Source organism: Pseudomonas mandelii (genome assembly GCF_024138395.1).
GTDB classification, from domain to species: domain Bacteria; phylum Pseudomonadota; class Gammaproteobacteria; order Pseudomonadales; family Pseudomonadaceae; genus Aquipseudomonas; species Aquipseudomonas mandelii_E.
In genome coordinates this window covers 17,155-43,777 of record NZ_JAMYDU010000018.1, presented here as the reverse complement: position 1 = coordinate 43,777, position 26,623 = coordinate 17,155, and the positions used below count along the sequence as shown (strand labels likewise).

At 58.4% G+C, this 26,623-nt stretch carries 21 protein-coding genes; 2 read left to right on the top strand and 19 right to left on the bottom strand.

What is annotated here, in order from left to right:
- Window positions 1-4: 4 nt before the first annotated feature.
- The 19 genes from NHU87_RS21620 to rpsB all read right to left on the bottom strand — a co-directional run bounded on the left by NHU87_RS21620 (window position 5) and on the right by rpsB (window position 22,689).
- Complete coding sequence (locus NHU87_RS21620) at window positions 5-1,636, bottom strand: CTP synthase (protein WP_030127979.1); 1,632 nt, start codon at window positions 1,634-1,636, stop codon at window positions 5-7.
- A 274-nt stretch (window positions 1,637-1,910) separates the two neighbouring features.
- On the bottom strand, window positions 1,911-3,239 hold the full coding sequence (gene tilS, locus NHU87_RS21615; protein WP_253552357.1) for a tRNA lysidine(34) synthetase TilS: 1,329 nt from the start codon (window positions 3,237-3,239) through the stop codon (window positions 1,911-1,913).
- 133 nt (window positions 3,240-3,372) lie between these two features.
- Entirely contained in the window at window positions 3,373-4,320 is a 948-nt protein-coding gene (locus NHU87_RS21610; RefSeq protein ID WP_030127981.1) for an acetyl-CoA carboxylase carboxyltransferase subunit alpha, read from the bottom strand.
- 139 nt (window positions 4,321-4,459) lie between these two features.
- The gene (gene dnaE / locus NHU87_RS21605; protein WP_253552354.1) at window positions 4,460-7,981 is read right to left on the bottom strand and encodes a DNA polymerase III subunit alpha; all 3,522 of its coding nucleotides are present in this window, start codon (window positions 7,979-7,981) and stop codon (window positions 4,460-4,462) included.
- Between the two features lie 82 nt (window positions 7,982-8,063).
- Window positions 8,064-8,705, bottom strand: a complete 642-nt coding sequence (rnhB, locus tag NHU87_RS21600; RefSeq protein ID WP_253552352.1) for a ribonuclease HII — start codon at window positions 8,703-8,705, stop codon at window positions 8,064-8,066.
- Window positions 8,705-9,832 carry a lipid-A-disaccharide synthase gene (gene lpxB, locus NHU87_RS21595; protein WP_253552349.1) on the bottom strand — a complete coding sequence of 376 codons (1,128 nt, stop codon included), beginning with the start codon at window positions 9,830-9,832 and terminating at the stop codon, window positions 8,705-8,707. Before lpxB ends, rnhB begins: the two co-directional genes overlap by 1 nt.
- Window positions 9,833-9,834: 2 nt before the next feature.
- Window positions 9,835-10,611: an acyl-ACP--UDP-N-acetylglucosamine O-acyltransferase gene (gene lpxA / locus NHU87_RS21590; RefSeq protein WP_008010226.1), complete on the bottom strand. Its 777-nt coding sequence runs from the start codon at window positions 10,609-10,611 to the stop codon at window positions 9,835-9,837.
- Entirely contained in the window at window positions 10,608-11,048 is a 441-nt protein-coding gene (gene fabZ / locus NHU87_RS21585) for a 3-hydroxyacyl-ACP dehydratase FabZ (protein ID WP_007907157.1), read from the bottom strand. The genes lpxA and fabZ overlap by 4 nt, the downstream gene beginning before the upstream one ends.
- 108 nt (window positions 11,049-11,156) lie before the next feature.
- Window positions 11,157-12,212, bottom strand: coding sequence for a UDP-3-O-(3-hydroxymyristoyl)glucosamine N-acyltransferase (gene lpxD, locus NHU87_RS21580; protein WP_253552347.1), 1,056 nt, complete (start codon window positions 12,210-12,212; stop codon window positions 11,157-11,159).
- Between the two features lie 3 nt (window positions 12,213-12,215).
- Window positions 12,216-12,719 (bottom strand): OmpH family outer membrane protein, encoded by a 504-nt coding sequence (locus NHU87_RS21575; protein ID WP_007907155.1) that lies wholly within the window; start codon window positions 12,717-12,719, stop codon window positions 12,216-12,218.
- Between the two features lie 45 nt (window positions 12,720-12,764).
- Complete coding sequence (gene bamA, locus NHU87_RS21570; RefSeq protein WP_253552345.1) at window positions 12,765-15,155, bottom strand: outer membrane protein assembly factor BamA; 2,391 nt, start codon at window positions 15,153-15,155, stop codon at window positions 12,765-12,767.
- Window positions 15,156-15,227: 72 nt separating this feature from the next.
- Complete coding sequence (gene rseP, locus NHU87_RS21565) at window positions 15,228-16,580, bottom strand: RIP metalloprotease RseP (RefSeq protein WP_253552343.1); 1,353 nt, start codon at window positions 16,578-16,580, stop codon at window positions 15,228-15,230.
- A 50-nt stretch (window positions 16,581-16,630) separates the two neighbouring features.
- The gene (gene ispC, locus NHU87_RS21560; protein ID WP_253552341.1) at window positions 16,631-17,821 is read right to left on the bottom strand and encodes a 1-deoxy-D-xylulose-5-phosphate reductoisomerase; all 1,191 of its coding nucleotides are present in this window, start codon (window positions 17,819-17,821) and stop codon (window positions 16,631-16,633) included.
- Window positions 17,818-18,621, bottom strand: coding sequence for a phosphatidate cytidylyltransferase (locus NHU87_RS21555; RefSeq protein ID WP_253552339.1), 804 nt, complete (start codon window positions 18,619-18,621; stop codon window positions 17,818-17,820). Before NHU87_RS21555 ends, ispC begins: the two co-directional genes overlap by 4 nt.
- The gene (uppS, locus tag NHU87_RS21550) at window positions 18,621-19,376 is read right to left on the bottom strand and encodes a polyprenyl diphosphate synthase (RefSeq protein ID WP_253552336.1); all 756 of its coding nucleotides are present in this window, start codon (window positions 19,374-19,376) and stop codon (window positions 18,621-18,623) included. The genes NHU87_RS21555 and uppS overlap by 1 nt, the downstream gene beginning before the upstream one ends.
- Before the next feature lie 13 nt (window positions 19,377-19,389).
- Window positions 19,390-19,947 carry a ribosome recycling factor gene (gene frr, locus NHU87_RS21545; RefSeq protein ID WP_007907979.1) on the bottom strand — a complete coding sequence of 186 codons (558 nt, stop codon included), beginning with the start codon at window positions 19,945-19,947 and terminating at the stop codon, window positions 19,390-19,392.
- On the bottom strand, window positions 19,944-20,687 hold the full coding sequence (pyrH, locus tag NHU87_RS21540) for a UMP kinase (protein ID WP_003172271.1): 744 nt from the start codon (window positions 20,685-20,687) through the stop codon (window positions 19,944-19,946). Before pyrH ends, frr begins: the two co-directional genes overlap by 4 nt.
- A gap of 209 nt (window positions 20,688-20,896) precedes the next feature.
- Window positions 20,897-21,760 (bottom strand): translation elongation factor Ts, encoded by an 864-nt coding sequence (tsf, locus tag NHU87_RS21535; protein WP_063342635.1) that lies wholly within the window; start codon window positions 21,758-21,760, stop codon window positions 20,897-20,899.
- A 191-nt stretch (window positions 21,761-21,951) separates the two neighbouring features.
- A complete protein-coding gene (rpsB, locus tag NHU87_RS21530) occupies window positions 21,952-22,689 on the bottom strand; it encodes a 30S ribosomal protein S2 (RefSeq protein WP_007907989.1) in 738 nt (245 codons plus the stop codon).
- Between the two features lie 372 nt (window positions 22,690-23,061).
- On the opposite strand from rpsB, the gene map reads away from it, so the two are divergent.
- Together map and NHU87_RS21520 are read left to right on the top strand one after the other, a co-directional pair.
- The gene (gene map, locus NHU87_RS21525) at window positions 23,062-23,844 is read left to right on the top strand and encodes a type I methionyl aminopeptidase (protein WP_007907990.1); all 783 of its coding nucleotides are present in this window, start codon (window positions 23,062-23,064) and stop codon (window positions 23,842-23,844) included.
- Window positions 23,845-23,889: 45 nt separating this feature from the next.
- A complete protein-coding gene (locus NHU87_RS21520; protein ID WP_253552334.1) occupies window positions 23,890-26,592 on the top strand; it encodes a [protein-PII] uridylyltransferase in 2,703 nt (900 codons plus the stop codon).
- Window positions 26,593-26,623: the final 31 nt, after the last annotated feature.

The following is a 26,623-nucleotide window of genomic DNA, read 5'->3' as shown; positions in this document are numbered from 1 at the left end:
TGGTTTACGCCTTCTTCTGGTGTTGAGCCAAAGCGGCTTTGACGAAACCACTGAACAACGGGTGACCGTCACGTGGCGTCGAGGTGAACTCAGGGTGGAACTGGCAAGCGACGAACCATGGATGATCCGGCGCTTCGACCACTTCAACCAGCGCGCCATCACCGGAACGACCGGAAATTTTCAGACCGGCCTCGATGATTTGCGGCAGCAGATTGTTGTTCACTTCATAGCGATGACGGTGACGCTCGACGATCACGTCCTTGGCGTAGCAATCGTGCACCAGGGAACCTGGCTCGAGCAGACAATCCTGAGCGCCGAGGCGCATGGTGCCGCCCAGATCGGAGGTTTCGGTACGGGTTTCGACGGCGCCGGTGGCATCTTCCCACTCGGTGATCAGACCCACGACCGGGTGACCGCTGGTGCGATCGAACTCGGTGGAGTTGGCGTCTTTCCAGCCCATGACGTTACGAGCGAACTCGATAACGGCCACTTGCATGCCCAGGCAGATACCCAGGTATGGAACCTTGTTTTCGCGAGCGTATTGAACGGCAGTGATCTTGCCTTCAACGCCACGCAGACCAAAGCCGCCCGGTACCAGAATCGCGTCGACGCCTTCCAGCAGTGCGGTGCCCTGGTTTTCGATGTCTTCGGAATCGATGTAGCGCAGGTTGACCTTGGTGCGGTTGCTGATGCCGGCGTGACTCATCGCTTCGATCAGCGACTTGTAGGCGTCCAGCAGTTCCATGTACTTGCCGACCATGGCGATGGTGACTTCGTGTTCCGGATTCAGCTTGGCATCGACCACCGCTTCCCACTCGGACAGATCGGCGCTGTCGCATTGCAGGCCGAAACGCTCGACGACGAAATCATCCAGGCCCTGAGAGTGCAGAATGCCCGGGATCTTGTAGATGGTGTCGGCGTCTTCCAGTGCGATCACCGCACGTTCTTCAACGTTGGTGAACTGGGCGATCTTGCGACGCGAAGAGATGTCGATCGGGTGATCGGAGCGGCACACCAGCACGTCTGGCTGCAGGCCAATGGAACGCAGTTCCTTGACCGAGTGCTGAGTCGGTTTGGTTTTGGTTTCGCCGGCAGTGGCGATGTACGGCACCAGCGTCAGGTGCATCAGCATCGCGCGCTTGGCGCCGACTTCGAAACGCAATTGGCGGATCGCTTCGAGGAACGGTTGCGATTCGATGTCGCCCACGGTGCCACCGATCTCGACCATGGCCACGTCGGCATCGCCGGCACCCTTGATGATCCGGCGCTTGATTTCGTCGGTGATGTGCGGGATCACCTGGATGGTTGCGCCCAGGTAATCACCACGGCGCTCTTTGCGCAGGACGTGTTCGTAGACACGGCCGGTGGTGAAGTTGTTGTTCTGGGTCATGGTCGTGCGGATGAACCGCTCGTAGTGGCCCAGGTCCAGGTCGGTCTCGGCGCCGTCGTGGGTGACGAACACTTCACCGTGCTGGAACGGGCTCATGGTGCCCGGGTCAACGTTGATGTACGGGTCCAGCTTCAGCATGGTGACCTTAAGTCCCCGCGCCTCCAGGATGGCCGCCAATGAAGCCGAGGCAATGCCTTTCCCCAATGAAGAAACAACACCGCCCGTGACGAATATGTAGCGCGTCATGAAAAACCCTAGAAGTCTGCGTTAAAGCGGTCCGAGCCGCCGGGGAAAGCGAAGGAAGGCCGAAGCCCCCGATCACCTGCATTAATCACAGTGCACCTTTCAAAAAAACCGCCGCGTTGGGACAGACCGGTAGATGAAACACCGGTAGGTTGCTCGCTACACATTTTTTGGAATCGCCCAGCAAAGACTGCTTGGTAATCGGCAACTCCTGCGATTCAGGCGAATCCACAGAAGTTGTATCAAGAAGGGAGCGTAGTCTACCGGAAAGCCCCTTTCAGCTCAAACCTTGATCTTCGACCTGCGGCTGCCAATGCAAATACCAGCCACCTTGCTCACCGCCATTTAGCCCCCGCAGGTTCGCCACCGCCAGCAATTGCTGGCCTCTGTAGACCAGCGGCAATCTGCCACGGGCGAAGCCCGGCACGCCGCTTTCATTGAGCAAACGCTTCAAGTCACGGTGACCGCGATCGGGCAGGTTCATGACCTCGCCTCCCTCACGATAGCGGATCTGCAATGGGCCCGCAGGGATCTGACCGGTGAACGTGAGTACGCCATTATCCGGCAACGCCAGTGATACCGAGGGATCAGCCCAAGATCCCGGCGATGGCGGAGTACGCAGCCAACCACCCGACAACCACCAGAGACGCCCACCGGCGCGATGCAATTCACCCGCCCCCAACCGCCAGACCGGACGCGCATCGCCGGTCGCATCGCGCAAATTCTCCCAACCCGACCAATGGTCACTGTCCGGCAAAGTCGTCAGCGGTTTGAGCCAGTGACTTAACGCGTTGCGCTGGCGCGCATCAGACAGTTTTTCCAGGGGTGCCACCTCCAGCGACGGCAAACCCAGCCAATCGAAATCGCTGACCGTGGTGGCTTGGGCCAGATCGATTTGCGCCAGTTCATCAAGCAACTCCTGCGCCTCACGCAGGTGCGCCGCGCTGCGAGCCATGGTCGCCATTGCTTGCGGCCAGCGCTGGATCAACACGGGGAATACTTCATGACGCAGGTAATTACGCGAGAACTGTTGGTCCTGGTTCGAAGGATCTTCGATCCAGCTCAACTGATATTCAGTCGCGTAGGCCTCAAGCTCGGCGCGAGTGACATCGAGCAAGGGCCGCAACAGATGCCCCCGACCCAAAGGACGCTCGCTCGGCATCCCCGACAACCCTCTCACCCCTGCCCCACGCATCAGCCGAAACAACAGGGTTTCTGCCTGATCGTCACGATGTTGGCCTGTGAGTAGCACTTCACCGGTGTGGGTTGCCGCGATGAAGGCGCCATAACGCGCATCCCGCGCCGCGCGCTCAAGGCTGGCGCCGGGTTCAACCTGAACACGCACAACCTCTAGCGGCACGCCCAACGCATCACAGACCGACTGACAATGTTCCGGCCACGCATCAGCCGCAGCCTGAAGGCCGTGGTGGACATGGATGGCGGTCAGCGCCGGCAGGGATTGGTTTTTCGCAAGGTGTGCGAGAAGGTGCAGCAGGACGGTGGAGTCGAGACCACCGGAGAACGCGATGCGCCAGGTTGTGGCGGTGCGCCAAGGCGTGAGATTCAGCAGGAGTCTGGTTGGCAAATCATTCTTGGATGAGCTCATAGTGTTCACTTCGCCCAAATCAAATGTGGGAGCGAGCTTGCTCGCGATAGCGGTGTAACAGCCAACCTATTTGTTGAATGTTAAGCCGCCATCGCGAGCAAGCTCGCTCCCACATGGGTATAGCGAGGTCGAATCAGAGACCGTAGCTCATCAGACGCTCGTAACGACGGGCCAACAGCGCTTCGTTATCGAACTTCTTCAGCATCGCCAGTTGCGAGCTCAGTTCGGCGCGGATCGAGGCAGCGGCAGCGGCCGGATCACGATGAGCGCCGCCCAATGGCTCGCCGATCACTTTATCGACGATGCCCAAGCCCTTCAGACGCTCGGCAGTGATGCCCATGGCTTCAGCGGCATCCGGCGCTTTCTCGGAAGTTTTCCACAGAATCGAGGCGCAACCTTCCGGCGAAATCACCGCGTAGGTCGAGTATTGCAGCATGTTCAGCTGATCGCAGACACCGATCGCCAGTGCACCACCGGAACCACCCTCACCGATCACGGTGGCGATGATTGGGGTTTTCAGGCGAGCCATGACGCGCAGGTTCCAGGCAATCGCTTCGCTCTGGTTGCGCTCTTCGGCGTCGATGCCCGGGTAAGCACCCGGGGTGTCGATGAAGGTCAGGATCGGCATTTTGAAACGCTCGGCCATTTCCATCAGACGGCACGCCTTGCGGTAGCCTTCCGGACGCGGCATGCCGAAGTTGCGGCGAACCTTCTCGCGCACTTCGCGGCCTTTCTGGTGACCGATGATCATCACCGGCTGGTCGTCCAGACGGGCAATGCCGCCCACGATCGCAGCGTCGTCAGAGAAGTGACGGTCGCCGTGCAGTTCGTCGAACTCGGTGAAGATGTGTTCGATGTAGTCCAGGGTATACGGACGTTTCGGGTGACGCGCCAGACGTGCGATCTGCCAGCTGGTCAGCTTGCCGAAGATGTCTTCGGTCAGCGTGCTGCTCTTGTCCTGCAGGCGGGAGATCTCATCGCCGATATTCAGCGAATTGTCATTACCGACCAAGCGCAACTCTTCGATCTTGGCTTGCAGGTCGGCGATCGGCTGTTCGAAATCTAGAAAATTCGGGTTCATAGGCGTCCGTCTTGGGTCGACCTCCAAGAGAACTTGGGGCGGCCGGTTGTCTATTCGCGCCCTACCTTAAGGGACAGGCGCGTTCAGGTCGAGATTAAAAATTCGGGTCAAGATCAGGTGCTTCAAACACACCTGACCGTCAACGGTATTGGAGGAAGACGTTGTCTCGCCCGAACTGGTCACGCAGGGCTTGAATCAAGGCATCCGCCGGATCGATCCGCCAGGTCTCGCCGAACTGCAACAAGGCCTTCGCATCGGGACTGGTGTACTCCATGGTGATCGGGCACGCGCCGCGGTGGCGCTTGAACAGTTCACCCAGCCAGCGTAGCTGATCGCCCTTCAAATCCTTGGTATGCAATTTCAGGCGCAGGCTTTCGGCCAGGTTGGTGCGCGCATCTTCCATGCTCATCACGCGCTTGACCCGCAGCCGCAGGCCACCAGAGAAGTCGTCGTTGCTGACTTCGCCTTCGACCACCACCATCGCGTCGGTCTGCAACAGCGACTGCGCGGAATGGAAGGCGTCGGCGAACAGCGAGGCTTCGATCCGGCCGGAGCGGTCGTCGAGGGTAATGAAACCCATCTTGTCGCCCTTTTTGTTCTTCATCACCCGCAGGGCAATGATCATGCCTGCAACCGTCTGCGTATCGCGAGCCGGCTTCAGGTCGATGATGCGCTGACGGGCGAAGCGACGAATCTCGCCTTCGTATTCGTCAATCGGGTGACCGGTCAGGTACAGGCCCAGGGTGTCTTTCTCCCCTTTCAGGCGTTCCTTGAGGGTCAGTTCCTTGGCCTTGCGGTGGTTGGCGTAGACGTCGGCGTCTTCCTCGACGAACAGCCCGCCAAACAGGTCGGCGTGGCCACTGTCGTGGGTGCGCGCGGTTTGTTCGGCAGCCTTGATCGCCCCTTCCATCGCGTTCAACAAGACCGCGCGGTTCTGGTCGATGCTGGCTTGATAGGCTTTTGGCTCGTCATGGAAATACGGGCCCAGACGATCCAGCGCGCCGCTGCGGATCAAACCGTCCAGGGTGCGCTTGTTGATCCGTTTGAGATCGACACGGGCGCAGAAATCGAACAGATCCTTGAACGGTCCGTCCTGACGCGCCTCGGTGATCGCTTCCACCGGCCCTTCGCCCACACCCTTGATTGCGCCGAGGCCATAAATAATGCGGCCTTCGTCATTCACCGTGAACTTGAACTCTGAAGTATTCACATCCGGCGCGTCGAGACGCAGCTTCATGGTGCGAATTTCTTCGATCAAGGTCACGACCTTGTCGGTGTTGTGCATATCCGCCGACAGTACCGCGGCCATGAATGGCGCCGGGTAGTGGGTTTTCAGCCACGCGGTCTGGTACGACACCAGGCCATACGCGGCGGAGTGGGATTTGTTGAAGCCGTAACCGGCGAACTTTTCTACCAGGTCGAAGATGTTACCGGCCAGGTCGGCGTCGATATTGTTGGTGGCGCAACCTTCAATGAAACCGCCACGTTGCTTGGCCATTTCTTCGGGTTTTTTCTTACCCATGGCGCGACGCAGCATGTCTGCACCGCCAAGGGTATAACCGGCCATGACCTGGGCAATCTGCATCACCTGTTCCTGATACAGGATGATGCCGTAAGTCGGCGCCAGGACTGGTTTGAGGCCTTCGTACTGGTAATCCGAGTGCGGGTACGCGAGCTCCGCGCGACCGTGCTTACGGTTGATAAAGTCGTCAACCATGCCTGATTGCAACGGGCCCGGACGGAACAGGGCCACCAGTGCGATCAAGTCTTCCAGGCAGTCGGGCTTGAGCTTTTTGATCAGCTCTTTCATGCCGCGCGACTCGAGCTGGAACACCGCGGTAGTCTCAGCTTTTTGCAACAGCGTGTAGGTCGGTTTGTCGTCCAGCGGAATGAACGCGATGTCCAGCGGCGGTTCGTTGACCTTGGCGCGATCGCGGTTAATGGTTTTCAGCGCCCAGTCGATGACCGTCAGGGTCCGCAGCCCCAGGAAGTCGAACTTCACCAGACCGGCCGCCTCGACGTCATCCTTGTCGAACTGGGTTACCAGGCCATCGCCCGCTTCATCGCAGTAAATCGGCGAGAAGTCGGTCAGCTTGGTCGGCGCAATTACCACGCCACCCGCGTGCTTGCCGACGTTACGCACAACGCCTTCAAGCTTGCGCGCCATCTCCCAGATTTCCGCAGCTTCTTCATCGACCTTGATGAAGTCGCGCAGAATTTCTTCCTGCTCGTAGGCCTTTTCCAGGGTCATGCCGACTTCGAACGGAATCATCTTCGACAGACGATCCGCCAAGCCGTAGGACTTGCCCTGTACCCGCGCCACGTCACGGACCACCGCTTTCGCCGCCATGGAACCGAAAGTGATGATCTGGCTAACCGCGTTACGGCCGTATTTCTCGGCCACGTAATCGATCACCCGATCCCGGCCGTCCATGCAGAAGTCGACGTCGAAGTCGGGCATGGATACCCGTTCCGGGTTAAGGAAACGTTCGAACAGCAGGTCATATTCCAGCGGGTCGAGGTCGGTGATCTTCTGCACATAGGCCACCAACGACCCGGCACCCGACCCACGACCCGGACCTACCGGCACGCCATTGCTCTTGGCCCACTGGATAAAGTCCATAACGATCAGGAAGTAACCGGGGAAGCCCATCTGGATGATGATATCCAGCTCGAAATTCAGCCGATCGACATAGACCTGACGCTTGGCTTCGTAGTCTTCGGTGGTGTCCTTGGGCAGCAGAACGCTGAGGCGCTCTTCCAGACCATCGAAGGAAACCTTGCGGAAATACTCGTCGATGGTCATGCCATCGGGAATCGGGAAGTTGGGCAGGAAGTGCTTGCCCAGTTTCACCTCGATGTTGCAGCGCTTGGCGATCTCGACGGTGTTTTCCAGCGCCTCGGGCAAGTCGCTGAACAGCTCGGCCATTTCCTCGGCGCTTTTGAGGTATTGCTGATCGCTGTAATTCTTCGAACGCCGCGGATCGTCGAGGGCGCGGCCTTCACCGATGCAAACGCGGGTTTCGTGGGCTTCGAAGTCTTCTTGCTTGATGAAGCGCACATCGTTGGTCGCCACCAGCGGCGCGCCGATCTTCGCCGCCAAGGCCACGGCACCGTGCAGTTGCTCTTCGTCATTGGGGCGGCTGGTGCGCTGGACTTCCAGATAGAAGCGATCCGGGAACACCGCCATCCACTCGCGTGCCAGGGTTTCGGCTTCGTCCGGGTTGCCGCTGAGCATGGCCAGACCGATCTCGCCCTCTTTCGCCGCCGACAGCATGATCAAGCCTTCGCTGGCTTCGGCCACCCACTCGCGCTCGATGATGATCGAGCCATTGCGCTGGCCGTCGATGAAGCCGCGGGAGATCAGTTCGGTGAGGTTGCGATAGCCCACGGCGTTCATCGCCAGCAGGCTGATCCGGCTCAAGGGGCTGTCCGGATCCTTGTTCGACAGCCACAGGTCGGCGCCGCAGATCGGCTTGATCCCCGCACCCATGGCAGCTTTATAGAATTTGACCAGGGAACACATGTTGTTCTGGTCAGTGACCGCCACGGCAGGCATGTTCATGCCGACCAGGGTCTTGACCAGCGGTTTGATCCGCACCAGACCGTCGACCAGGGAATATTCAGTGTGCAGGCGTAGATGAACGAATGAAGCCGGCATAGTGATCCTGTCTAGAAACTAGAAACGTAAAGACAACAAGGCCCGGATTGTACCGGGCCTTGAGTAAAACATCAGCCTGCGACTAACTACCGATCAGGTTTTCCAGCGCTTCGTAAGCCTCCCGCACTGGAGCGAACGAACGACGGTGGATCGGCGTAGGACCGAGGCGCACCAGCGCTTCCAGATGGACGGGCGTCGCGTAGCCTTTGTGGCTGCCGATTCCGTAACCTGGGTAAATCAGTTCGAACGCGGCCATTTCGCGATCACGGCTGACCTTGGCCAGAATCGATGCCGCGGCAATGGCGGGCACCTTGCCATCGCCCTGGATCACCGCTTCCGCGCGCATCGAGAGTTTCGGGCACCGGTTGCCGTCGATCATCGCCAGTTTCGGCTGAATGTGCAGCCCTTCGACAGCACGCTGCATGGCCAGCATGGTGGCGTGAAGAATGTTCAGTTCGTCGATTTCTTCTACTTCAGCGCGAGCGACATACCAGCTCAGGGCCTTTTCGCAGATTTCGTCGTAAAGCGCATCACGGCGGGCTTCGGTGAGCTTCTTCGAGTCGTTGAGGCCCAGGATGGGGCGGCTCGGATCGAGGATCACTGCCGCCGTCACCACCGCACCACACAGCGGGCCGCGACCGACTTCATCGACACCCGCCACCAGATCTTCAAGTTCATCGACTAGCATAAAATCCAGGCCCAGCTGCTTACTTGCTTTGCTCATTATGCTCTGCCAATCAGGTTCAGTACCGCATCCGCTGCCTGATTGGAGGCGTCCAAGCGCAGGGTTCGGTGGATTTCGTCAAAGCCTCGGGTCTGTTCCTGGCCACCTTCGATCAGTGGCGACAGGGTCTGTGCCAAGGCTTCGACCGTCGCATCGTCCTGCAACAACTCCGGCACCAGCAGGCGCTGGGCCAGCAAATTCGGCAAGGAGACGTAGGGACTCTTCACCATCCGTTTGAGAATCCAGAACGTCAGCGGTGCCAAGCGATAAGCGACCACCATCGGCCGCTTGTACAACAATGCTTCCAGCGTAGCGGTGCCCGACGCGATCAACACGGCGTCGCAAGCAGCCAGGGCCAGATGAGATTTGCCGTCGAGCAAGGTCAGCGGCAGATCGCGACCGGCCAGCAATTCTTCAAGCTGGGCCCGGCGCTCAGGGCTCGCGCATGGCATGACGAACCGTACGCCCGGACGCATGGCCCGCAAGCGCAGGGCGGTATCGAGGAACAACGCACCAAGGCGCCCGACCTCACCGCCACGACTGCCCGGCATCAGGGCGACCAGCGGCCCGTCCGGCAAGCCAAGCTCGGCCCGCGCCGCGGCGCGATCAGCCTCAAGCGGGATCGCATCGGCCAGGGAATGCCCGACAAACCGCACCGGCACACCCTTCTCTTCATAAAATTTAGCTTCGAACGGGAAGAGCGTCAGCATCAGGTCGCAACCTTCGCGAATCTTCAGCACCCGCTTCTGCCGCCAGGCCCAGACCGACGGGCTGACGTAATGCACGGTCTTGATCCCGGCCTGACGCAGCTTGAGTTCGATATTAAGATTGAAGTCCGGGGCATCGATACCGATGAACACGTCCGGCTTCTCGGCGATCAGGTCCGCGACCAGTTTCTTGCGACGAGCCAACAACTCGCGCAAACGGCCCAGCACTTCCACCAAGCCCATGACAGACAGGCGTTCCATCGGGAAATACGACGTCAGGCCTTCAGCCTGCATCAGCGGACCGCCGACACCGATGAACTCGACCGCCGGATGCTGAGCTTTGAGCGAACGCATGAGGCCCGCACCCAGAATGTCACCGGAAGCCTCTCCCGCCACCAGCGCAATACGCAAATTGGCCATGGTTAACGGGTGATGCCGCGGGTCGAAGACTGGATGGAATCACGGAACACCGCGACTTCCGGGAACTGAAGCGAGGGTTCGGCCAGTTCGGCGAGCGCCTGCTCGACGGTCAGGCCCTGGCGATAAACCACCTTGTAGGCACGGCGCAGCGCGTGGATCGCATCTTCGCTGAAACCGCGACGGCGCAGGCCTTCGAAATTCATGCTGCGGGCTTCGGCCGGGTTGCCGAATACCGTGACGTAGGCTGGAACGTCCTTGCCAATGGCAGTGCCCATGCCGGAAAAGCTGTGGGCGCCAATGTGGCAATACTGGTGAACCAGGGTGAAACCGGAAAGGATCGCCCAGTCTTCAACGTGCACATGGCCCGCCAACGCGGTGTTGTTGACCAGGATGCAATGGTTGCCGATAACGCTGTCGTGACCGATGTGGGCATAGGCCATGATCAGGTTGTGATCGCCCAGGGTCGTTTCCGAACGGTCCTGAATGGTCCCACGGTGAATCGTCACGCCTTCGCGAATGACGTTGTGGTCACCAATAACCAGACGGGTTTCTTCGCCCTTGTATTTCAGATCGGGCGTGTCCTCGCCTACCGAAGAAAACTGGTAGATGCGGTTGTGCTTACCGATTCGGGTCGGGCCCTTGAGAATCACATGCGGCCCGATCACTGTCCCCTCGCCGATTTCCACACCTGCGCCGATGATCGACCAAGGGCCGACCTCGACGTCGTCGGCCAGAATGGCCGTCGGATCGATGATTGCGCGAGGGTCAATCAAACTCATAGTTTGCGTTCCGCGCAGATGATTTCAGCGGAGCAGACTGGCTTGCCATCGACCGAAGCCTGGCATTCGAACTTCCAGATCTGACGCTTGCAGCTCAGGAACTTGGCTTCCAGGATCAACTGATCGCCCGGCAGCACGGGCTGACGGAAGCGCAGTTTGTCGGAGCCGACGAAGTAGTAAAGAGTGCCGTCTGCGGGTTTCACATCCAGCATTTTGAAACCAAGGATCCCGGCAGCCTGAGCCATCGCTTCGATGATCAATACGCCCGGCATGATTGGATGCGCAGGGAAGTGACCATTGAAGAACGGTTCGTTGATGCTGACATTCTTGTAGGCGCGAATGCGCTTGCCTTCCACATCCAGATCCACGACCCGGTCCACCAGCAGGAACGGGTAACGGTGAGGCAGGTATTCGCGAATCTCGTTGATGTCCATCATTTCGGGGGGAAGCCTATGTAAAGATTGGGAGCGCGCGACTGACGCGCACTCCTCTAGCAAATCAAGGAGGCAGTCTAACGGCTGTGCACACTTGATATGGAAATGGTATCAGCCATCTGATGAAGCATTACCGCCAGGGGTCACGTCCCCTACACGCTTTTCCAGCTGTCGCAGACGTCGCGCGATATCATCGAGCTGACGGATACGGGCCGCGCTTTTGCGCCATTCGGCTGCCGGTTGCATCGCCGTACCGGAAGAATAGGAACCCGGCTCGGTAATCGAGTGGGTCACCATGGTCATCCCGGTCAGGAAAACGTTGTCGCAAATCTCGATATGCCCCACCAGCCCTACGCCACCGGCGAGCATGCAATGCTTGCCGATCTTGGTGCTGCCGGAGATCCCCACACAGGCGGCCATGGCGGTGTGGTCACCGACCTGGACGTTGTGAGCGATCTGAATCTGATTGTCGAGCTTCACACCATTACCAATGACGGTATCGGCCAGCGCACCACGATCGATAGCGGTATTTACGCCTATTTCAACGTCGTCGCCGATCGAGACGCCACCGATCTGGGCGATTTTCTGCCAGACACCTTTCTCGTTGGCAAAACCGAAGCCTTCACCACCGAGCACGGCACCGGATTGAATCACCACCCGTTTGCCGATGCGTACGTCGTGATACAGCGTGACGCGCGGGGCCAACCAACCGCCCTCGCCGATTGCGCTGCGCGCACCGATGAAGCACTGAGCCCCAACGGTCACACCTGCGCCAATACGCGCTGCACTTTCGATCACCGCAAAAGCACCGATGCTCGCCGCCGGGTCGACCACTGCATCCGCCGCCACCACCGCTGTCGGGTGAATACCGGCAGGCGCCTTGGGCTTGGGATCGAACAGGTGGGAAACGCGCGCGTAGGCCAGATACGGATCAGGCACCACCAACGCATCACCGACAAACCCTTCAGCGTCCGCGGCCTTCAGCAATACCGCTGCGGCCCGACTGTCAGCCAGGTATTTACGGTATTGAGGATTTGCCAGAAAGCTCAACTGAGCTGGGCCAGCCTCTTGCAAAGTGGCTAGCCCAGTAATTTCTTTCTTCGGGTCGCCACGTAAGGTGGCGCCGAGGAACTCGGCCAACTGGCCGAGCTTTATAGTCGCTGTCATGGGTTACTTCAGCTGATTCATGCGCTCGATAACCTGGCGAGTGATGTCGTACTGAGGCTTGACATCAATCACTGCGCCACGCTCGAAGACCAGGTCAAAAGCACCTTTCTTGATGACTTCTTCCACAGCGCTGTCCAGTTTCGGCTTGAGCTGTTTCAGCATTTCACGGTCGGCAACAGCCTTGGCTTCGTTCAATTCCTTGGACTGGAACTGGAAATCACGGGCCTTTTGCTTGAACTCGAGTTCCAGACGTTCACGCTCGCCTTGCTGCATTTTGTCGCCACCGGCCATCAGACGGTCCTGGATACCCTTGGCGCTGCTTTCCAGGCTTTTGAGCTTGGTCAGTTGCGGGCCGAACTTCTTTTCGGCATCCACGGCGTATTTTTTCGCCGCGTCGGATTCCAGCAGTGCCATCTGATAGTTCAGAACGGCGATTTTCATGTCGGCAAAAGCCGGACCAGCTACCAGGACGGTTGCCAGGAGAACCAATTGAGTCAACTTACGCACGATGCACTCCTACAAAATCCATTGTCGTTATCTTGGGTCAGACGCTTAGAACGTCTGGCCGAGGGAGAATTGGAACACTTGAGTCTCAGCTTCATCCGGTTTCTTGATCGGCATGGCGAGCGCGAAGCTCAAAGGACCCAGCGCGGTGACCCAGGTCACGCCGACACCGACAGAACTGGCCATGTTGCTCAGGCTGATGTCGTTGCACTCTGTTTGAGAGGTCGAACCGACATTGGCGTTCGTCGTCTTCTCGCACTTTGAGTCGAATACGTTACCCACATCCCAGAATACGGAAGTCCGCAGGGAACGTTGATCCTTGACGAATGGCAGCGGGAACAGAACTTCGACACCACCCTGGATCAGGACGTTACCGCCGAATGGCAGCGGATCCTGGTCCGGGTCGCGGATCGTACCGTCGTTACCCGTCACATCCGCGCCGCGGCTAGGAGTACTGCGAGGACCAAGGGTACTGTCCTTGAAGCCACGCACCGAGTTGAAACCACCAGCATAGTAGTTTTCATAGAACGGCAAGCCATCGGTAGAACCGTAACCATCGCCATAGCCCAGTTCGGTGTGCAGGCGCATGGTGTAGTTTTCGGTCAACGGCTGGAACAACTGACCACGGTAATCGAGTTTGAAGAACGACAGGTCACTGCCAGGCGTCGTTGTTTCAAGCGTCAGGCTCTGGGAATGACCACGGGTCGCCAGTACGCCCTTGTTCAGGGTGGACTCGGACCAACCGGCCGAAGCCTTGAAGTTCAGATAGCTATCGCCTTCACGGTTAACGAAGTCGAAAATCTCATCGACGGTGTACTGGCCAGTCTTGATATCGTCCTGTTGTGCCGAAAAACCGAAGGTCAGACGCGAAGTCTCACTGATCGGATAGCCAACGTTCACGCCCGCACCCAGGCTATCTACCGCATAGCTGGTGAGGTCGGCATCAAGCTCGTCATAGTCGGTGGTACGGTAGAAAGCGTTGTAACCCAGGCTCACACCGTCAGCAGTCCAGTAGGGATCGACATAACCGAAGTTATAGCGGCTTTGATATTCACTACGGGTCAAACCGATGCTGACCTTGTTACCGGTACCCAGGAAGTTGTTCTGAGTGATCGAACCACCGAGGATCAGACCGGCGCTCTGGGCGAAACCGACGCTGGCGGTAATCGAACCGGACGCCTGCTCTTCAACGCTATAGTTCACGTCAACCTGGTCATCGACACCGGGTACGGCCGGCGTTTCGACGTTGACTTCCTTGAAGAAGCCCAGACGCTCCAGACGGGTCTTGGATTGGTCGATCAGGTAAGTCGAAGCCCAACCGCCTTCCATCTGACGCATTTCACGGCGCAGCACTTCGTCTTCCGATTTAGTGTTGCCACGGAAGTTGATGCGATTCACGTAAGCACGCTTGCCCGGATCCACAGCGAAGGTGATATCGACCGTGTTGTCTTCATCGTGAGGCTGAGGCACGCCATTGACGTTGGCAAAGGTATAACCTTCGTTACCCAGGCGACGGGTGATCAGTTCGGAGGTGGTGGTCATCAGCTTGCGCGAGAACACCTGGCCTTTCTGAACCAGCAGCAGGGACTTGACCTGGTCTTCAGGGACTTTCAGGTCGCCACTGAGCTTGACGTCACGAACGGTGTACTTCTCGCCTTCATTGACGTTGACGGTGATATAGACGTGTTTCTTGTCCGGGGTGATGGACACCTGAGTCGAAGCGATATCCATATTGATATAGCCGCGATCCAGATAGTAGGAACGCAGACGCTCCAGGTCACCGGAGAGTTTTTCACGGGCATACTTGTCATCGTTCTTGAAGAACGACAGCCAGTTACTGGTCTTGAGTTCGAACAGGTCGATCAGGTCTTCATCAGGGAAAACCGTGTTACCCACCACGTTGATGTGCTGGATAGCCGCAACGGTGCCTTCGTTGATGTTGACCTTCAGCGCCACGCGGTTACGCGGCTGCGGCACCACTTCGGTATCGACGGTAGCCGAGTAACGGCCCTGAGCGACGTATTGACGCTGCAGCTCGTTACGCACACCTTCAAGGGTGGCGCGCTGGAAGATCTCGCCTTCGGCCAGACCGGATTGTTTGAGGCCCTTCATCAGGTCTTCAGTGGAGATCGCTTTGTTGCCTTCGATCTCGATACTGGCGACCGACGGACGCTCGACTACAGTGATGACGAGGACGTTGCCATCGCGACCCAGCTGGATATCTTGAAAGAACCCGGTTTTGAACAACGCACGAGTGGATTCCACCAGGCGTCGATCATCCGCCTGTTCGCCGACGTTCAACGGCAAGGCACCAAAGACGCTACCCGCGGAGACCCGCTGGAGGCCATTGACGCGAATATCAGAGATAGTGAAGGACTCGGCGTGAACTTCGGCGATCATCAATACGGTGAGAACCGCAGTTAGCAGCAGACGTTTCATGAAGTCCTTTCTTATTCCAACTGGCAATAAAAACTGCCGCAAAATGCGGCAGATTCGCAATTCAGCGAAGCGTTACAGTCGACCCAGATCATTGACCAGAGCAAGCAACATCACCCCGACCACCAAACTGATACCGATCTGTATCCCCCAACCTTGCACCCGATCCGACAAGGGGCGACCACGCGCCCACTCGATCAGATAAAACAACAAATGCCCCCCATCCAGTACAGGAATGGGCAACAAATTCAGAACCCCCAGGCTAATACTCAGATAAGCAAGGAAATTCAGGAAATCAGCGACGCCCGACTGGGCAGAAGCGCCCGCCACTTTAGCAATGGTTATCGGTCCACTCAAGTTTTTTACCGAGAGCTCACCGAACAACATTTTCTTGAGCGAATCGAGGGTCAGTACGCTCATGGTCCAAGTGCGTCGGGCACCCTCGCCAATCGCCGCAACAGGACCGTAACTGACTTCGCGAATCATCTCCGGTGGCCAGTCGACCGCTTTCACCCCGGCGCCCAGATAACCACTGGGTGCCTTGCTCTCACCGCGAGCGGCCAGCATCACAGGGACGTCGATTTGAGCACCCTCGCGCTCGACGCGCAGCATGATTTTGGTATCCGGATGCATACGGACGATGTCCACTACCTGCTGCCAGTCGTCCACCGCCTTGCCATCAAGGGCCAACAAGCGGTCACCTGGCTTCAGACCCGCAGCCTTCGCCGGCCCTTTCGGATCAAATTCGGCCAGCACTGGAGGCAACGCCGGACGCCAGGGGCGAATGCCCAGCGAGCGAATCGGATCTGGCTCCTCAGCACCCTTGAGCCACTTGTCCAGTACTAGCTCACGAGGGGAGTCCACCGTGGAGCCCTGCTCGCGGACCAGCAATTGAATGGCACCGCTCTCACCCAGACGACGGATCAGTTGCAGGTTCACCGCGGCCCAGCCAGAAGTTGGCTCGCCATCGATGGCCATGATCTCCTGGCCCGGGCTCAAACCTGCCTTGGAGGCAATGCTGCCGGACTCGACCACCCCGATAACCGGGCGCACCTGTTCGCTGCCCAGCATTGCCAATGCCCAGAAAAACACCATTGCCAACAGAAAATTGGCAATTGGGCCGGCCGCGACGATGGCGATGCGCTGACGGACAGATTTGCGATTGAAGGATTGATCGACCTGATCGGCCGGGACTTCGCCTTCGCGCTCGTCGAGCATCTTCACGTAGCCACCCAACGGGATGGCGGCGATCACGAATTCAGTGCCTTTGCTATCGTGCCAGCGCAGCAACGGCATGCCAAAGCCTACGGAGAAACGCAACACTTTGACCCCACAGCGACGCGCGACCCAGAAATGGCCGAATTCGTGGAAGGTAACCAGCACACCCAGCGCTATCAGGGTGCCGACAATCATATAGAGCGCGCTCATGTATTTTCTCCGCAACTATCAGTGCTGCATGGGGCAACGTATTGCAGCACTTATCGCCCGTGACGGCTCAACCATTGCCCGGCCAGTACCCGTGCTTTCGCATCAGCCGTAAACACTGCCTCGAGATCATCTACCGCAACCACAGGCTCGAGGTTCAACACTTCCTCGATAATACTCGCGATTTCCAGGTAGCGAACCCGTCCGTCGAGAAAGGCCGCCACCGCCACCTCATTCGCGGCATTGAGCATGGCCGGTGCGCTATTGCCAGCCTCGGCGGCTTGACGCGCAAGGCGCAGGCACGGGAAACGCTCTTCATCGGGCGCCTGAAAATCCAGGCGAGCGATGGCAAACAGGTCCAGTGGCGCAACCCCCGAATCGATTCGCTCTGGCCAGGCCAGGGCATTGGCGATCGGCGTGCGCATGTCCGGATTGCCCAACTGCGCCAATACCGAACCATCGATGTAGTCGACCAGCGAATGGATCACGCTCTGCGGGTGAATCACCACTTCGACCTGGGACGGCGTGGCGTCGAACAGCCAGCAGGCCTCGATCAACTCGAGTCCTTTGTTCATCATGCTGGCCGAATCCACCGAGATCTTGCGCCCCATGGACCAGTTCGGGTGCGCACACGCTTGCTCGGGGGAAACATGCGCCAGTTCGGCCATGGGCGTCAGCCGGAACGGACCACCAGAGGCTGTCAGTAAAATCCGACGCACGCCGACCGCGCCAAGCCCACGAGCGAAATCCTGCGGCATGCACTGGAAAATCGCGTTGTGTTCGCTGTCGATCGGCAGCAGCACCGAACCGCTTTTGCGCACGGCCTGCATAAACAGCGCACCGGACATCACCAGCGCTTCTTTATTGGCCAGCAGAATCTTCTTGCCGGCCTCCACCGCCGCCAGGGTCGGACGCAAGCCCGCCGCACCGACAATGGCCGCCATCACCGCATCGACTTCCGGATCGGAGGCGACCTGACACAAGCCTTCCTCCCCCACCAGAACCCGGGTCGACAAACCGGCCGCGCGCAAATCGTCCTGCAAGCGGCGGGCAGCGCCGGACTCCGGCACGACGGCGAAGCGCGGCGCATGACGCACGCACAGCGCCAGCAACTCACTCAACCGAGTGAAACCGCTCAAGGCGAAAACCTGATAACGCTCGGGATGACGGGCAATGACGTCGAGGGTACTCAGACCAATCGAACCGGTCGCTCCCAGCACGGTAATCAGTTGTGGCCGGCTCATGCTGCGATCCACAGCAGCACAGCGAATACCGGAATCGCCGCCGTCAGGCTGTCGATGCGGTCCAGCACGCCGCCATGGCCGGGCAGCAGATTACTGCTGTCCTTGATCCCCGACTGGCGCTTGAACATGCTTTCTGTGAGGTCGCCCACCACTGAAATGAACACGACGACCGCGGCACCGAACAGCCCCATCAGCATCTGAGCGAAACTCCAGTCCCGCACAAAACCGACGATGGCGGTAATCACCAGACTCACCAGCAAGCCGCCGTACACGCCTTCCCAGCTCTTGCCAGGGCTGACTTGTGGCGCCAACTTACGTTTGCCGAAGGCCCGACCGGAAAAGTACGCACCGATATCAGCACCCCAGACCAGCACCATCACCGCCATGATCAGCCAGTTACCCAAGGGCTCCTGCTTGATCAGAACCAGGCCTTGCCACGCCGGCAGCAGAATCAACAAACCGATCACCAGTTTGCAGGCAGCACTGGCCCAATGTTGACTGGACTGCGGATAGGTCAATACCAGGTACGTGGCCACGCCCCACCAGAGCACCGCCGCGCCCAACACCCAAGGCGCGAGCCCCGGCAGGATGTGCATGAAAAACAGCATCGACGCGACCACAGCTGCATAGGCAAGGCGAATTGACTGAGCAGCGAAACCTGCCAACCGTGCCCACTCCCACGCCCCAAGCGTCACCACCAGCCCGATGAACAGCGCAAAACCGGACCCTTCGAGCAGGAAAAACCCGCACAGGGCAATCGGCAGCAGAATCAGTGCCGTGATGATTCGTTGTTTAAGCATTAAACCCGGGCTCCAGCCTCGACCTGCTCGCTCGTTTTACCGAAGCGACGCTGGCGAGAAGCGAAATCGGCTAGCGCATTGCGCATGGCGTCGTGTTTGAAGTCCGGCCAGAACAGGTCGGAGAAGTACAACTCGGCGTAAGCCAGTTGCCACAACAGGAAGTTACTGATGCGATGCTCGCCACCGGTACGGATGCACAAGTCCGGCAATGGCAGATCGCCGGTCGCCAGACAGGTTTGCAACAGCTCAGGGGTAATATCCTCCGGACGCAGATGCCCGGCCTGAACCTCGCGAGCCAGACGTTGCGCGGCTTGCGCGATATCCCACTGACCGCCGTAGTTGGCGGCGATCTGCAGGACAAAGCGGTTGGCACCGGCAGTCATCGCCTCGGCTTCGCGCATGGCAACCTGAAGCTCGGGGTGAAAACGCGAACGATCACCGATGATGCGCAAACTGATGTTGTTGTCGTTGAGGCGCTTGGCCTCGCGACGCAACGCCTTGAAGAACAAATCCATCAAGGCACTGACTTCATCGGCCGGGCGCTGCCAGTTCTCACTGGAGAAGGCGAACAAGGTCAGTACTTCGACCTTGGCCTCGGCACACACCTCGATCACCGCACGCACCGCATCCACACCCGCTTTATGCCCGGCGACACCCGGCATAAAGCGTTTTTTCGCCCAGCGATTATTACCATCCATGATGATCGCGACATGGCGCGGCACCGCGGACGGCGCAGTCTGCTTTGTCTTATCCATTAAAACGTGACCCTTATACGGCCATCAGGTCTTTTTCTTTCTGCGCCAAATTCGCGTCGATTTCAGCCACGTACTTTTTGGTCAGATCATCAATTTCGCCAGTAGCGCGACGCTCTTCGTCTTCGCTGATTTCCTTTTCCTTGACCAGATCCTTGAGCTGGCTGTTCGCGTCACGACGGATGTTGCGCACCGCAACACGGGCATCTTCAGCGACATCGCGAGCCTGCTTGGTGAAGCCCTTGCGGGTTTCTTCGGTCAGGGCCGGCATGGAGATCAGCAGCAACTCACCGAGGTTGGTCGGGTTGAGGTTCAGACCCGCGCTACCGATGGCTTTGTCGACGGCACCAAGCATGTTGCGCTCGAAGGCAACCACTTGCAGGGTACGGGCGTCTTTGACGGTGATGTTCGCTACCTGCTTGATCGGAGTGTCGGAGCCGTAATACGGAACCATCACGCCTTCCAGAATGCTTGGGTGCGCTTGGCCGGTACGAATACGGCCGAAGTTATGCGCCAGCGATTCGACGGATTTTTTCATGCGCTCTTGAGCGTCTTTCTTGATTTCGTTGATCATTGTTGGCCTTCCTCGATCAGGGTCCCTTCAGCGCCGCCATGTACGATGTTCAGCAGGGCGCCGGGCTTGTTCATGTTAAATACGCGCAACGGCATCTTGTGGTCGCGGCACAGGCAAATGGCCGTCAGATCCATCACGCCCAGCTTGCGATCCAGTACTTCATCATAAGTCAGATGATCGAACTTCTCGGCATGCGGGTCTTTGAATGGGTCAGCCGTGTAAACGCCATCGACCTTGGTTGCCTTGAGCACGACGTCAGCGTCGATTTCGATTGCACGCAAGCAGGCTGCCGAATCCGTGGTGAAGAACGGATTACCAGTACCGGCCGCAAAAATCACGACTTCCTTGGCGTTCAGGTGGCGCATGGCTTTGCGGCGATCGTAGTGATCGGTCACGCCAACCATGGAAATGGCCGACATCACGATGGCCGAGATATTGGCACGTTCCAGCGCATCGCGCATCGCCAGGGCGTTCATCACAGTGGCCAGCATGCCCATGTGGTCGCCAGTGACCCGATCCATGCCCGCCGCGCTGAGCGCCGCGCCGCGGAACAGGTTGCCGCCACCGATCACCAGACCGACCTGAACACCGATGCCGACCAACTGGCCAACTTCCAGTGCCATGCGATCCAGAACTTTGGGGTCGATCCCGAACTCTTCCGAGCCCATCAGGGCCTCGCCGCTAAGCTTGAGTAGAATGCGTTTATAGCGAGCCTGATAACCACTGCCCTGCTGAGCCATTGCGAATCTCTCCTGCGGCGTATTTTAAAAATTCTTTGCGAGCTGTTTTACAGCTGGCGTTCACTCTAGCTTGGCACTGCTTCAGCGCCATCGGAACATGACTTTGTAAGCCAGTTCCAAAAGGAAACCAATAAAATTGGTGCCCCCATCTGAAAAGAGGCTGCGCGCGTGAGCGGGCAGCCTCTTCAGGGCGACAGTTAAAAACCGTCTTATTGCTTGGCGGCAGCCAGCTGGGCAGCAACTTCTTCAGCGAAGTTGTCGACCGGCTTCTCGATGCCTTCGCCTACTTTGAAGTAGGTGAAAGAAACGATTTCTGCACCGGCTTTCTTGGCCAGTTCGCCAACCTTGATTTCAGGGTTCTTGACGAACGCCTGCTCAACCAGGCTCGCTTCAGCCAGGAACTTGCTGATACGGCCTTTGACCATGTTTTCAACGATGTTTTCTGGCTTGCCGGCGATCTTGTCAGCGTTGAGGGTCAGGAACACGCCTTTCTCGCGCTCGACCGCTTCAGCGGAAACTTCCGATGGCAGCAGGAATTCAGGGTTGGTGGCCGCTACGTGCATAGCGATGTCTTTGGCCAGCTCAACGTTGCCGCCTTTAAGAACAACCGCGACACCGATCTTGTTGCCGTGCAGGTAACCGCCAACAACATCACCTTCAACGCGAGCCAGGCGACGGATATTGACGTTTTCGCCAACCTTGCCGACCAGAACCAGGCGATCAGCTTCTTGAGCTTCGATCAGCGGAGCGACATCAGTCAGCTTGTCAGCGAACGCTTTTTCTACGCTCGAAGCAACAAATGCCTTGAAGTCGTCTTGCAGGGCCAGGAAGTCGGTCTGCGAGTTCACTTCCAGCAGAACGGCGGATTTACCGTCTTCCTTCAGAGCGATCGCGCCTTCAGCGGCAACGTTGCCTGCTTTCTTGGCAGCCTTGATGGCGCCCGAAGCACGCATGTCATCAATGGCTTTTTCGATGTCGCCGCCGGCCTTGGTCAAGGCCTTTTTGCAATCCATCATGCCTTCGCCGGTACGCTCGCGCAGTTCTTTGACCAACGCTGCAGTAATCTCTGCCATTTCAAAAATCCTCTTGGATAGGTTTTCAACCATTCCACCCGATCGAACGGGCGTTCAATTCTTCCCGAGCCACCTTGTTAGCCGCTGCACGTTACAGATGCTGTAGCTGCGCTGCTCACAAATGGTTTTCGAGGTGGCAAAAAGGGGGCCAAGCCCCCTTTTTGCTTACTGAGTCAACGCCAGGGCGTCAATTACTCAGCTGCAGCTGCCGGAGCTTCTTCAACGAACTGCTCGGTACCGCCAGCAACGTGGTTGCGACCGCGGATTACAGCGTCAGCCATCGAACCCATGTACAGCTGGATAGCGCGGATTGCGTCATCGTTGCCTGGAATGATGTAGTCAACGCCTTCCGGGCTGCTGTTGGTATCGACTACGCCGATAACCGGGATGCCCAGCTTGTTGGCTTCGGTGATCGCGATGCGCTCGTGATCAACGTCGATAACGAACAGAGCGTCTGGCAGACCGCCCATGTCCTTGATACCACCCAGGGAACGATCCAGCTTCTCAAGATCGCGAGTGCGCATCAGCGCTTCTTTCTTGGTCAGCTTGGCGAAAGTACCGTCTTCGGCTTGTACTTCAAGGTCACGCAGACGCTTGATGGAAGCACGGATGGTTTTGAAGTTGGTCAGCATGCCGCCCAACCAGCGGTGATCGACGTACGGCGAACCGCAACGTGCTGCTTCTTCAGCAACGATCTTGCCAGCGGAACGCTTGGTGCCGACGAACAGAATCTTGTTTTTGCCCTGGGCCAGACGCTCTACGAAAGTCAGAGCTTCGTTGAACATTGGCAGGGTTTTTTCAAGGTTGATAATGTGAATCTTGTTACGCGCGCCGAAAATGTACTTACCCATTTTCGGGTTCCAGTAACGGGTCTGGTGACCGAAGTGCACACCGGCCTTCAGCATATCGCGCATGTTGACTTGGGACATGATAGTTCCTTAATAAGTCGGGTTTGGCCTCCACGTATCCCAATGACCAACCAGCAGCTTCAGCTGAAGGCACCCAGGTCATCGTGTCGACACGTGTGTGGATTTAAGCTTTTCAGGGTATCCCCGGAAAGCGGCGCATTTTATATCACAGAGCAGAAAAAAACGGAACCCGGATTCTGAAAACCAGGGGAATGCTTTTGGCCCTGCCTTGGAATCCCCCCAGAATGCGCCATCCTATAGAGAGAAGCGATGCACAGAGGCTCAGATTTGCGCTGATCGTCTGATAGAATCGTGTTTTTCAGGGCCGCGACAATTATTCGCGCAATGCCCATTTCGTTTTAGAAGGCGCCATTGAGCGCAGAGAGAGCCTGTATGACCGTCACCCTCAAAACCCCAGAGGACATCGCAAAAATGCGGATCGCCGGCAAATTGGCCGCCGATGTGCTGGAAATGATTGCCGATTATGTCAAACCGGGTGTCACCACCGAAGAACTGGACCGCATCTGCCACGACTACATCGTCAATGAGCAGAAAGCCATCCCTGCCCCACTCAACTACAAGGGCTTCCCGAAGTCGATCTGCACCTCGATCAACCATGTGGTCTGCCATGGCATCCCGAACGAGAAACCGTTGAAGGATGGCGACACGCTGAACATCGACGTCACCGTCATCAAGGACGGTTACCACGGCGACACCAGCCGCATGTTCCACGTCGGCAGCGTGCCGGTCTGGGCCGAGCGCCTGTCCCAGGTCACTCAGGAATGCATGTACAAAGCCATCGAACTGGTCAAACCCGGCTGCCGCCTGGGCGATATCGGTGAAGTGATCCAGAAGCACGCGGAAAAGAACGGCTTCTCTGTGGTTCGCGAATTCTGTGGCCACGGCATCGGCAAGGTGTTCCACGAAGAACCGCAGATCCTGCACTACGGCCGCGCAGGCACCGGTATGGAACTGAAAGCCGGCATGACTTTCACCATCGAGCCGATGATCAACCAAGGCAAGGCCGACACCAAGGTGCTGGGCGACGGCTGGACCGCGATCACCAAGGATCGCAAGCTGTCGGCACAGTGGGAACACACCCTGCTGGTGACCGAAACCGGTTACGAGATCTTCACTTTGCGCAGCGACGATACCATCGCGCGCGTTTCGGCCTGATCCCGCCCGCTCAGTTCCCAGCCTTATAGAAAGGAAAGCCAATCGATGCCGCAGGTGGATCCCGAACTCTTCGACCGCGGCCAGTTCCAGGCTGAACTGGCCCTGAAGGCAAGCCCTATTGCTGCTTTCAAGAAGGCGATCCGTCAGGCCCGCGACGTGCTCGACGAGCGGTTTCGCAGTGGCCGGGATATTCGCCGGCTGATCGAGGATCGCGCCTGGTTTATCGACAATATCCTGCAACAGGCCTGGGAACAGTTTAACTGGAGCGAAGACGCCGATATCGCCCTGGTGGCAGTCGGCGGCTACGGTCGCGGCGAGCTACACCCCTATTCCGACATCGATCTGCTGATTTTGCTGGACAGCGCCGATCACGAAATTTTCCGGGATTCCATCGAGCGTTTTCTGACGCTGTTGTGGGACATCGGCCTGGAAGTTGGCCAGAGCGTTCGTTCGGTGGACGAATGCGCCGAGGAAGCCCGCGCGGACCTGACGGTCGTCACCAACTTGATGGAAAGCCGCACCATCTGCGGCCCTGAACGCTTGCGTCAGCGCATGCTGGACGTGACCAGCACCGAGCACATGTGGCCCAGCAAGGAGTTCTTCCTGGCCAAGCGCGCCGAGCAGAAAGCCCGTCACCACAAGTACAACGACACCGAGTACAACCTGGAACCCAACGTCAAAGGCTCGCCCGGCGGCCTGCGGGATATTCAGACGATTCTCTGGGTCGCCCGTCGTCAGTACGGCACGTTGAACTTGCGAGCCCTTGCGGGCGAAGGCTTCCTGGTGGAGAGCGAAAACGCTCTGCTGGCCTCGTCCCAGGAGTTTCTGTGGAAGGTACGTTACGCCCTGCACATGCTCGCCGGCCGCTCCGAAGACCGTCTGCTGTTCGACCACCAGCGTTCCATCGCCGGGCTGCTGGGTTTCGCAGGCAATGACGCCAAGCAAGCCATCGAAAACTTCATGCAGCAGTATTACCGGGTGGTCATGAGCATTGCCCAGCTCAGCGACCTGATCATCCAGCACTTCGAAGAAGTGATCCTGGCCCCCGAAGACGAAGCACCGCCGCAACCCATCAACTCGCGGTTCCAGCTGCACGATGGCTACATCGAGGCGCGTAACGACAACGTGTTCCGCCGTACGCCATTCGCCATGCTCGAGATCTTTGTGCTGATGGCCCAACAACCGGAGATCAAAGGCGTACGCGCCGATACCATCCGCCTGCTGCGCGAGAATCGTCATCTGATCGATGACGACTTCCGCAACGATATTCGTAATACCAGCCTGTTCATCGAACTGTTCAAGTGCAAGATCGGCATCCACCGCAATCTGCGGCGGATGAACCGTTACGGCATCCTTGGGCGCTATCTGCCGGAGTTCGGTTTCATTGTCGGGCAGATGCAGCATGACCTGTTTCACATCTACACGGTCGACGCGCATACCCTGAACCTCATCAAGCACCTGCGTAAGCTGCAGTACACCCAGGTGTCGGAAAAATTCCCGCTGGCCAGCAAGCTCATGGCCAAACTGCCCAAACCCGAACTGATTTATCTGGCAGGTCTGTACCACGACATCGGCAAGGGCCGGCATGGCGATCACTCGGAAATCGGCGCCGTGGATGCCGAAGCCTTTTGCCAGCGCCACCAGTTGCCGATCTGGGACAGCCGCCTGATCGTCTGGCTGGTGCAGAACCATCTGATGATGTCGACCACGGCCCAGCGCAAGGACCTGTCCGACCCGCATGTGATCCACGATTTCGCGCAGACCGTCGGCGATGAAACCCGCCTCGATTATCTGTATGTGCTGACCGTCGCGGACATCAACGCAACCAACCCGACGTTGTGGAATTCCTGGCGCGCGAGCCTGTTGCGCCAGCTCTACACCGAGACCAAGCGCGCCTTGCGTCGCGGCCTGGAAAACCCGGTGGATCGCGAAGAGCAGATCCGCCAGACCCAGAGCGCGGCGTTGGACATACTGGTACGCGGCGGCAACGATCCGGACGATGTCGAGCAGCTCTGGGCGCAATTGGGCGATGACTACTTTTTGCGCCACACCGCCGGCGACGTGGCCTGGCACACGGATGCGATCCTGCAACAGCCGATCGACGGCGGCCCGCTGGTGCTGATCAAGGAAACCACCCAGCGCGAGTTCGAGGGCGGTACGCAGATTTTCATCTATGCACCGGACCAGCACGACTTCTTCGCCGTGACCGTGGCGGCGATGGACCAGCTCAACCTGAACATTCACGACGCCCGGGTCATCACCTCCAGCAGCCAGTTCACCCTCGACACCTACATCGTGCTCGACACCGATGGCGACTCGATCGGCGATAACCCGGCGCGGGTCAAGCAGATCCGCGAAGGCCTGACCGAAGCCCTGCGTAATCCGGACAACTACCCGACCATCATTCAGCGCCGAGTGCCACGCCAGCTCAAGCACTTTGCCTTTGCGCCACAGGTGACGATCCACAACGACGCCCAACGTCCGGTGACCGTGCTGGAACTCAGCGCCCCCGACCGCCCCGGCCTGCTGGCACGGATCGGCACGATCTTCCTGGAGTTCGACCTGTCGCTGCAGAACGCCAAGATCGCCACCCTGGGCGAGCGCGTGGAAGACGTGTTCTTCATCACCGACGCCAACAATCAGCCGCTGTCCGACCCGTTGCTGTGCAGCCGATTGCAGGACGCAATCGTCGAACAGCTGAGCGTCAGCCAGGAACCTGATATCAAACTGTCACGCATCAGCATCTGAATTAACAGATTCCCCCTGTGGGAGCGGGCTT

Excerpts from the sequence above, each read along its gene's own strand:
- NHU87_RS21620 (WP_030127979.1), bottom strand. The coding sequence starts at position 1,636 with ATGACGCGCTACATATTCGTCACGGGCGGTGTTGTTTCTTCATTGGGG.
- tilS (WP_253552357.1), bottom strand. The coding sequence starts at position 3,239 with ATGAGCTCATCCAAGAATGATTTGCCAACCAGACTCCTGCTGAATCTC.
- NHU87_RS21610 (WP_030127981.1), bottom strand. The coding sequence starts at position 4,320 with ATGAACCCGAATTTTCTAGATTTCGAACAGCCGATCGCCGACCTGCAA.
- dnaE (WP_253552354.1), bottom strand. The coding sequence starts at position 7,981 with ATGCCGGCTTCATTCGTTCATCTACGCCTGCACACTGAATATTCCCTG.
- rnhB (WP_253552352.1), bottom strand. The coding sequence starts at position 8,705 with ATGAGCAAAGCAAGTAAGCAGCTGGGCCTGGATTTTATGCTAGTCGAT.
- lpxB (WP_253552349.1), bottom strand. The coding sequence starts at position 9,832 with ATGGCCAATTTGCGTATTGCGCTGGTGGCGGGAGAGGCTTCCGGTGAC.
- lpxA (WP_008010226.1), bottom strand. The coding sequence starts at position 10,611 with ATGAGTTTGATTGACCCTCGCGCAATCATCGATCCGACGGCCATTCTG.
- fabZ (WP_007907157.1), bottom strand. The coding sequence starts at position 11,048 with ATGATGGACATCAACGAGATTCGCGAATACCTGCCTCACCGTTACCCG.
- lpxD (WP_253552347.1), bottom strand. The coding sequence starts at position 12,212 with ATGACAGCGACTATAAAGCTCGGCCAGTTGGCCGAGTTCCTCGGCGCC.
- bamA (WP_253552345.1), bottom strand. The coding sequence starts at position 15,155 with ATGAAACGTCTGCTGCTAACTGCGGTTCTCACCGTATTGATGATCGCC.
- rseP (WP_253552343.1), bottom strand. The coding sequence starts at position 16,580 with ATGAGCGCGCTCTATATGATTGTCGGCACCCTGATAGCGCTGGGTGTG.
- ispC (WP_253552341.1), bottom strand. The coding sequence starts at position 17,821 with ATGAGCCGGCCACAACTGATTACCGTGCTGGGAGCGACCGGTTCGATT.
- NHU87_RS21555 (WP_253552339.1), bottom strand. The coding sequence starts at position 18,621 with ATGCTTAAACAACGAATCATCACGGCACTGATTCTGCTGCCGATTGCC.
- uppS (WP_253552336.1), bottom strand. The coding sequence starts at position 19,376 with ATGGATAAGACAAAGCAGACTGCGCCGTCCGCGGTGCCGCGCCATGTC.
- frr (WP_007907979.1), bottom strand. The coding sequence starts at position 19,947 with ATGATCAACGAAATCAAGAAAGACGCTCAAGAGCGCATGAAAAAATCC.
- pyrH (WP_003172271.1), bottom strand. The coding sequence starts at position 20,687 with ATGGCTCAGCAGGGCAGTGGTTATCAGGCTCGCTATAAACGCATTCTA.
- tsf (WP_063342635.1), bottom strand. The coding sequence starts at position 21,760 with ATGGCAGAGATTACTGCAGCGTTGGTCAAAGAACTGCGCGAGCGTACC.
- rpsB (WP_007907989.1), bottom strand. The coding sequence starts at position 22,689 with ATGTCCCAAGTCAACATGCGCGATATGCTGAAGGCCGGTGTGCACTTC.
- map (WP_007907990.1), top strand. The coding sequence starts at position 23,062 with ATGACCGTCACCCTCAAAACCCCAGAGGACATCGCAAAAATGCGGATC.
- NHU87_RS21520 (WP_253552334.1), top strand. The coding sequence starts at position 23,890 with ATGCCGCAGGTGGATCCCGAACTCTTCGACCGCGGCCAGTTCCAGGCT.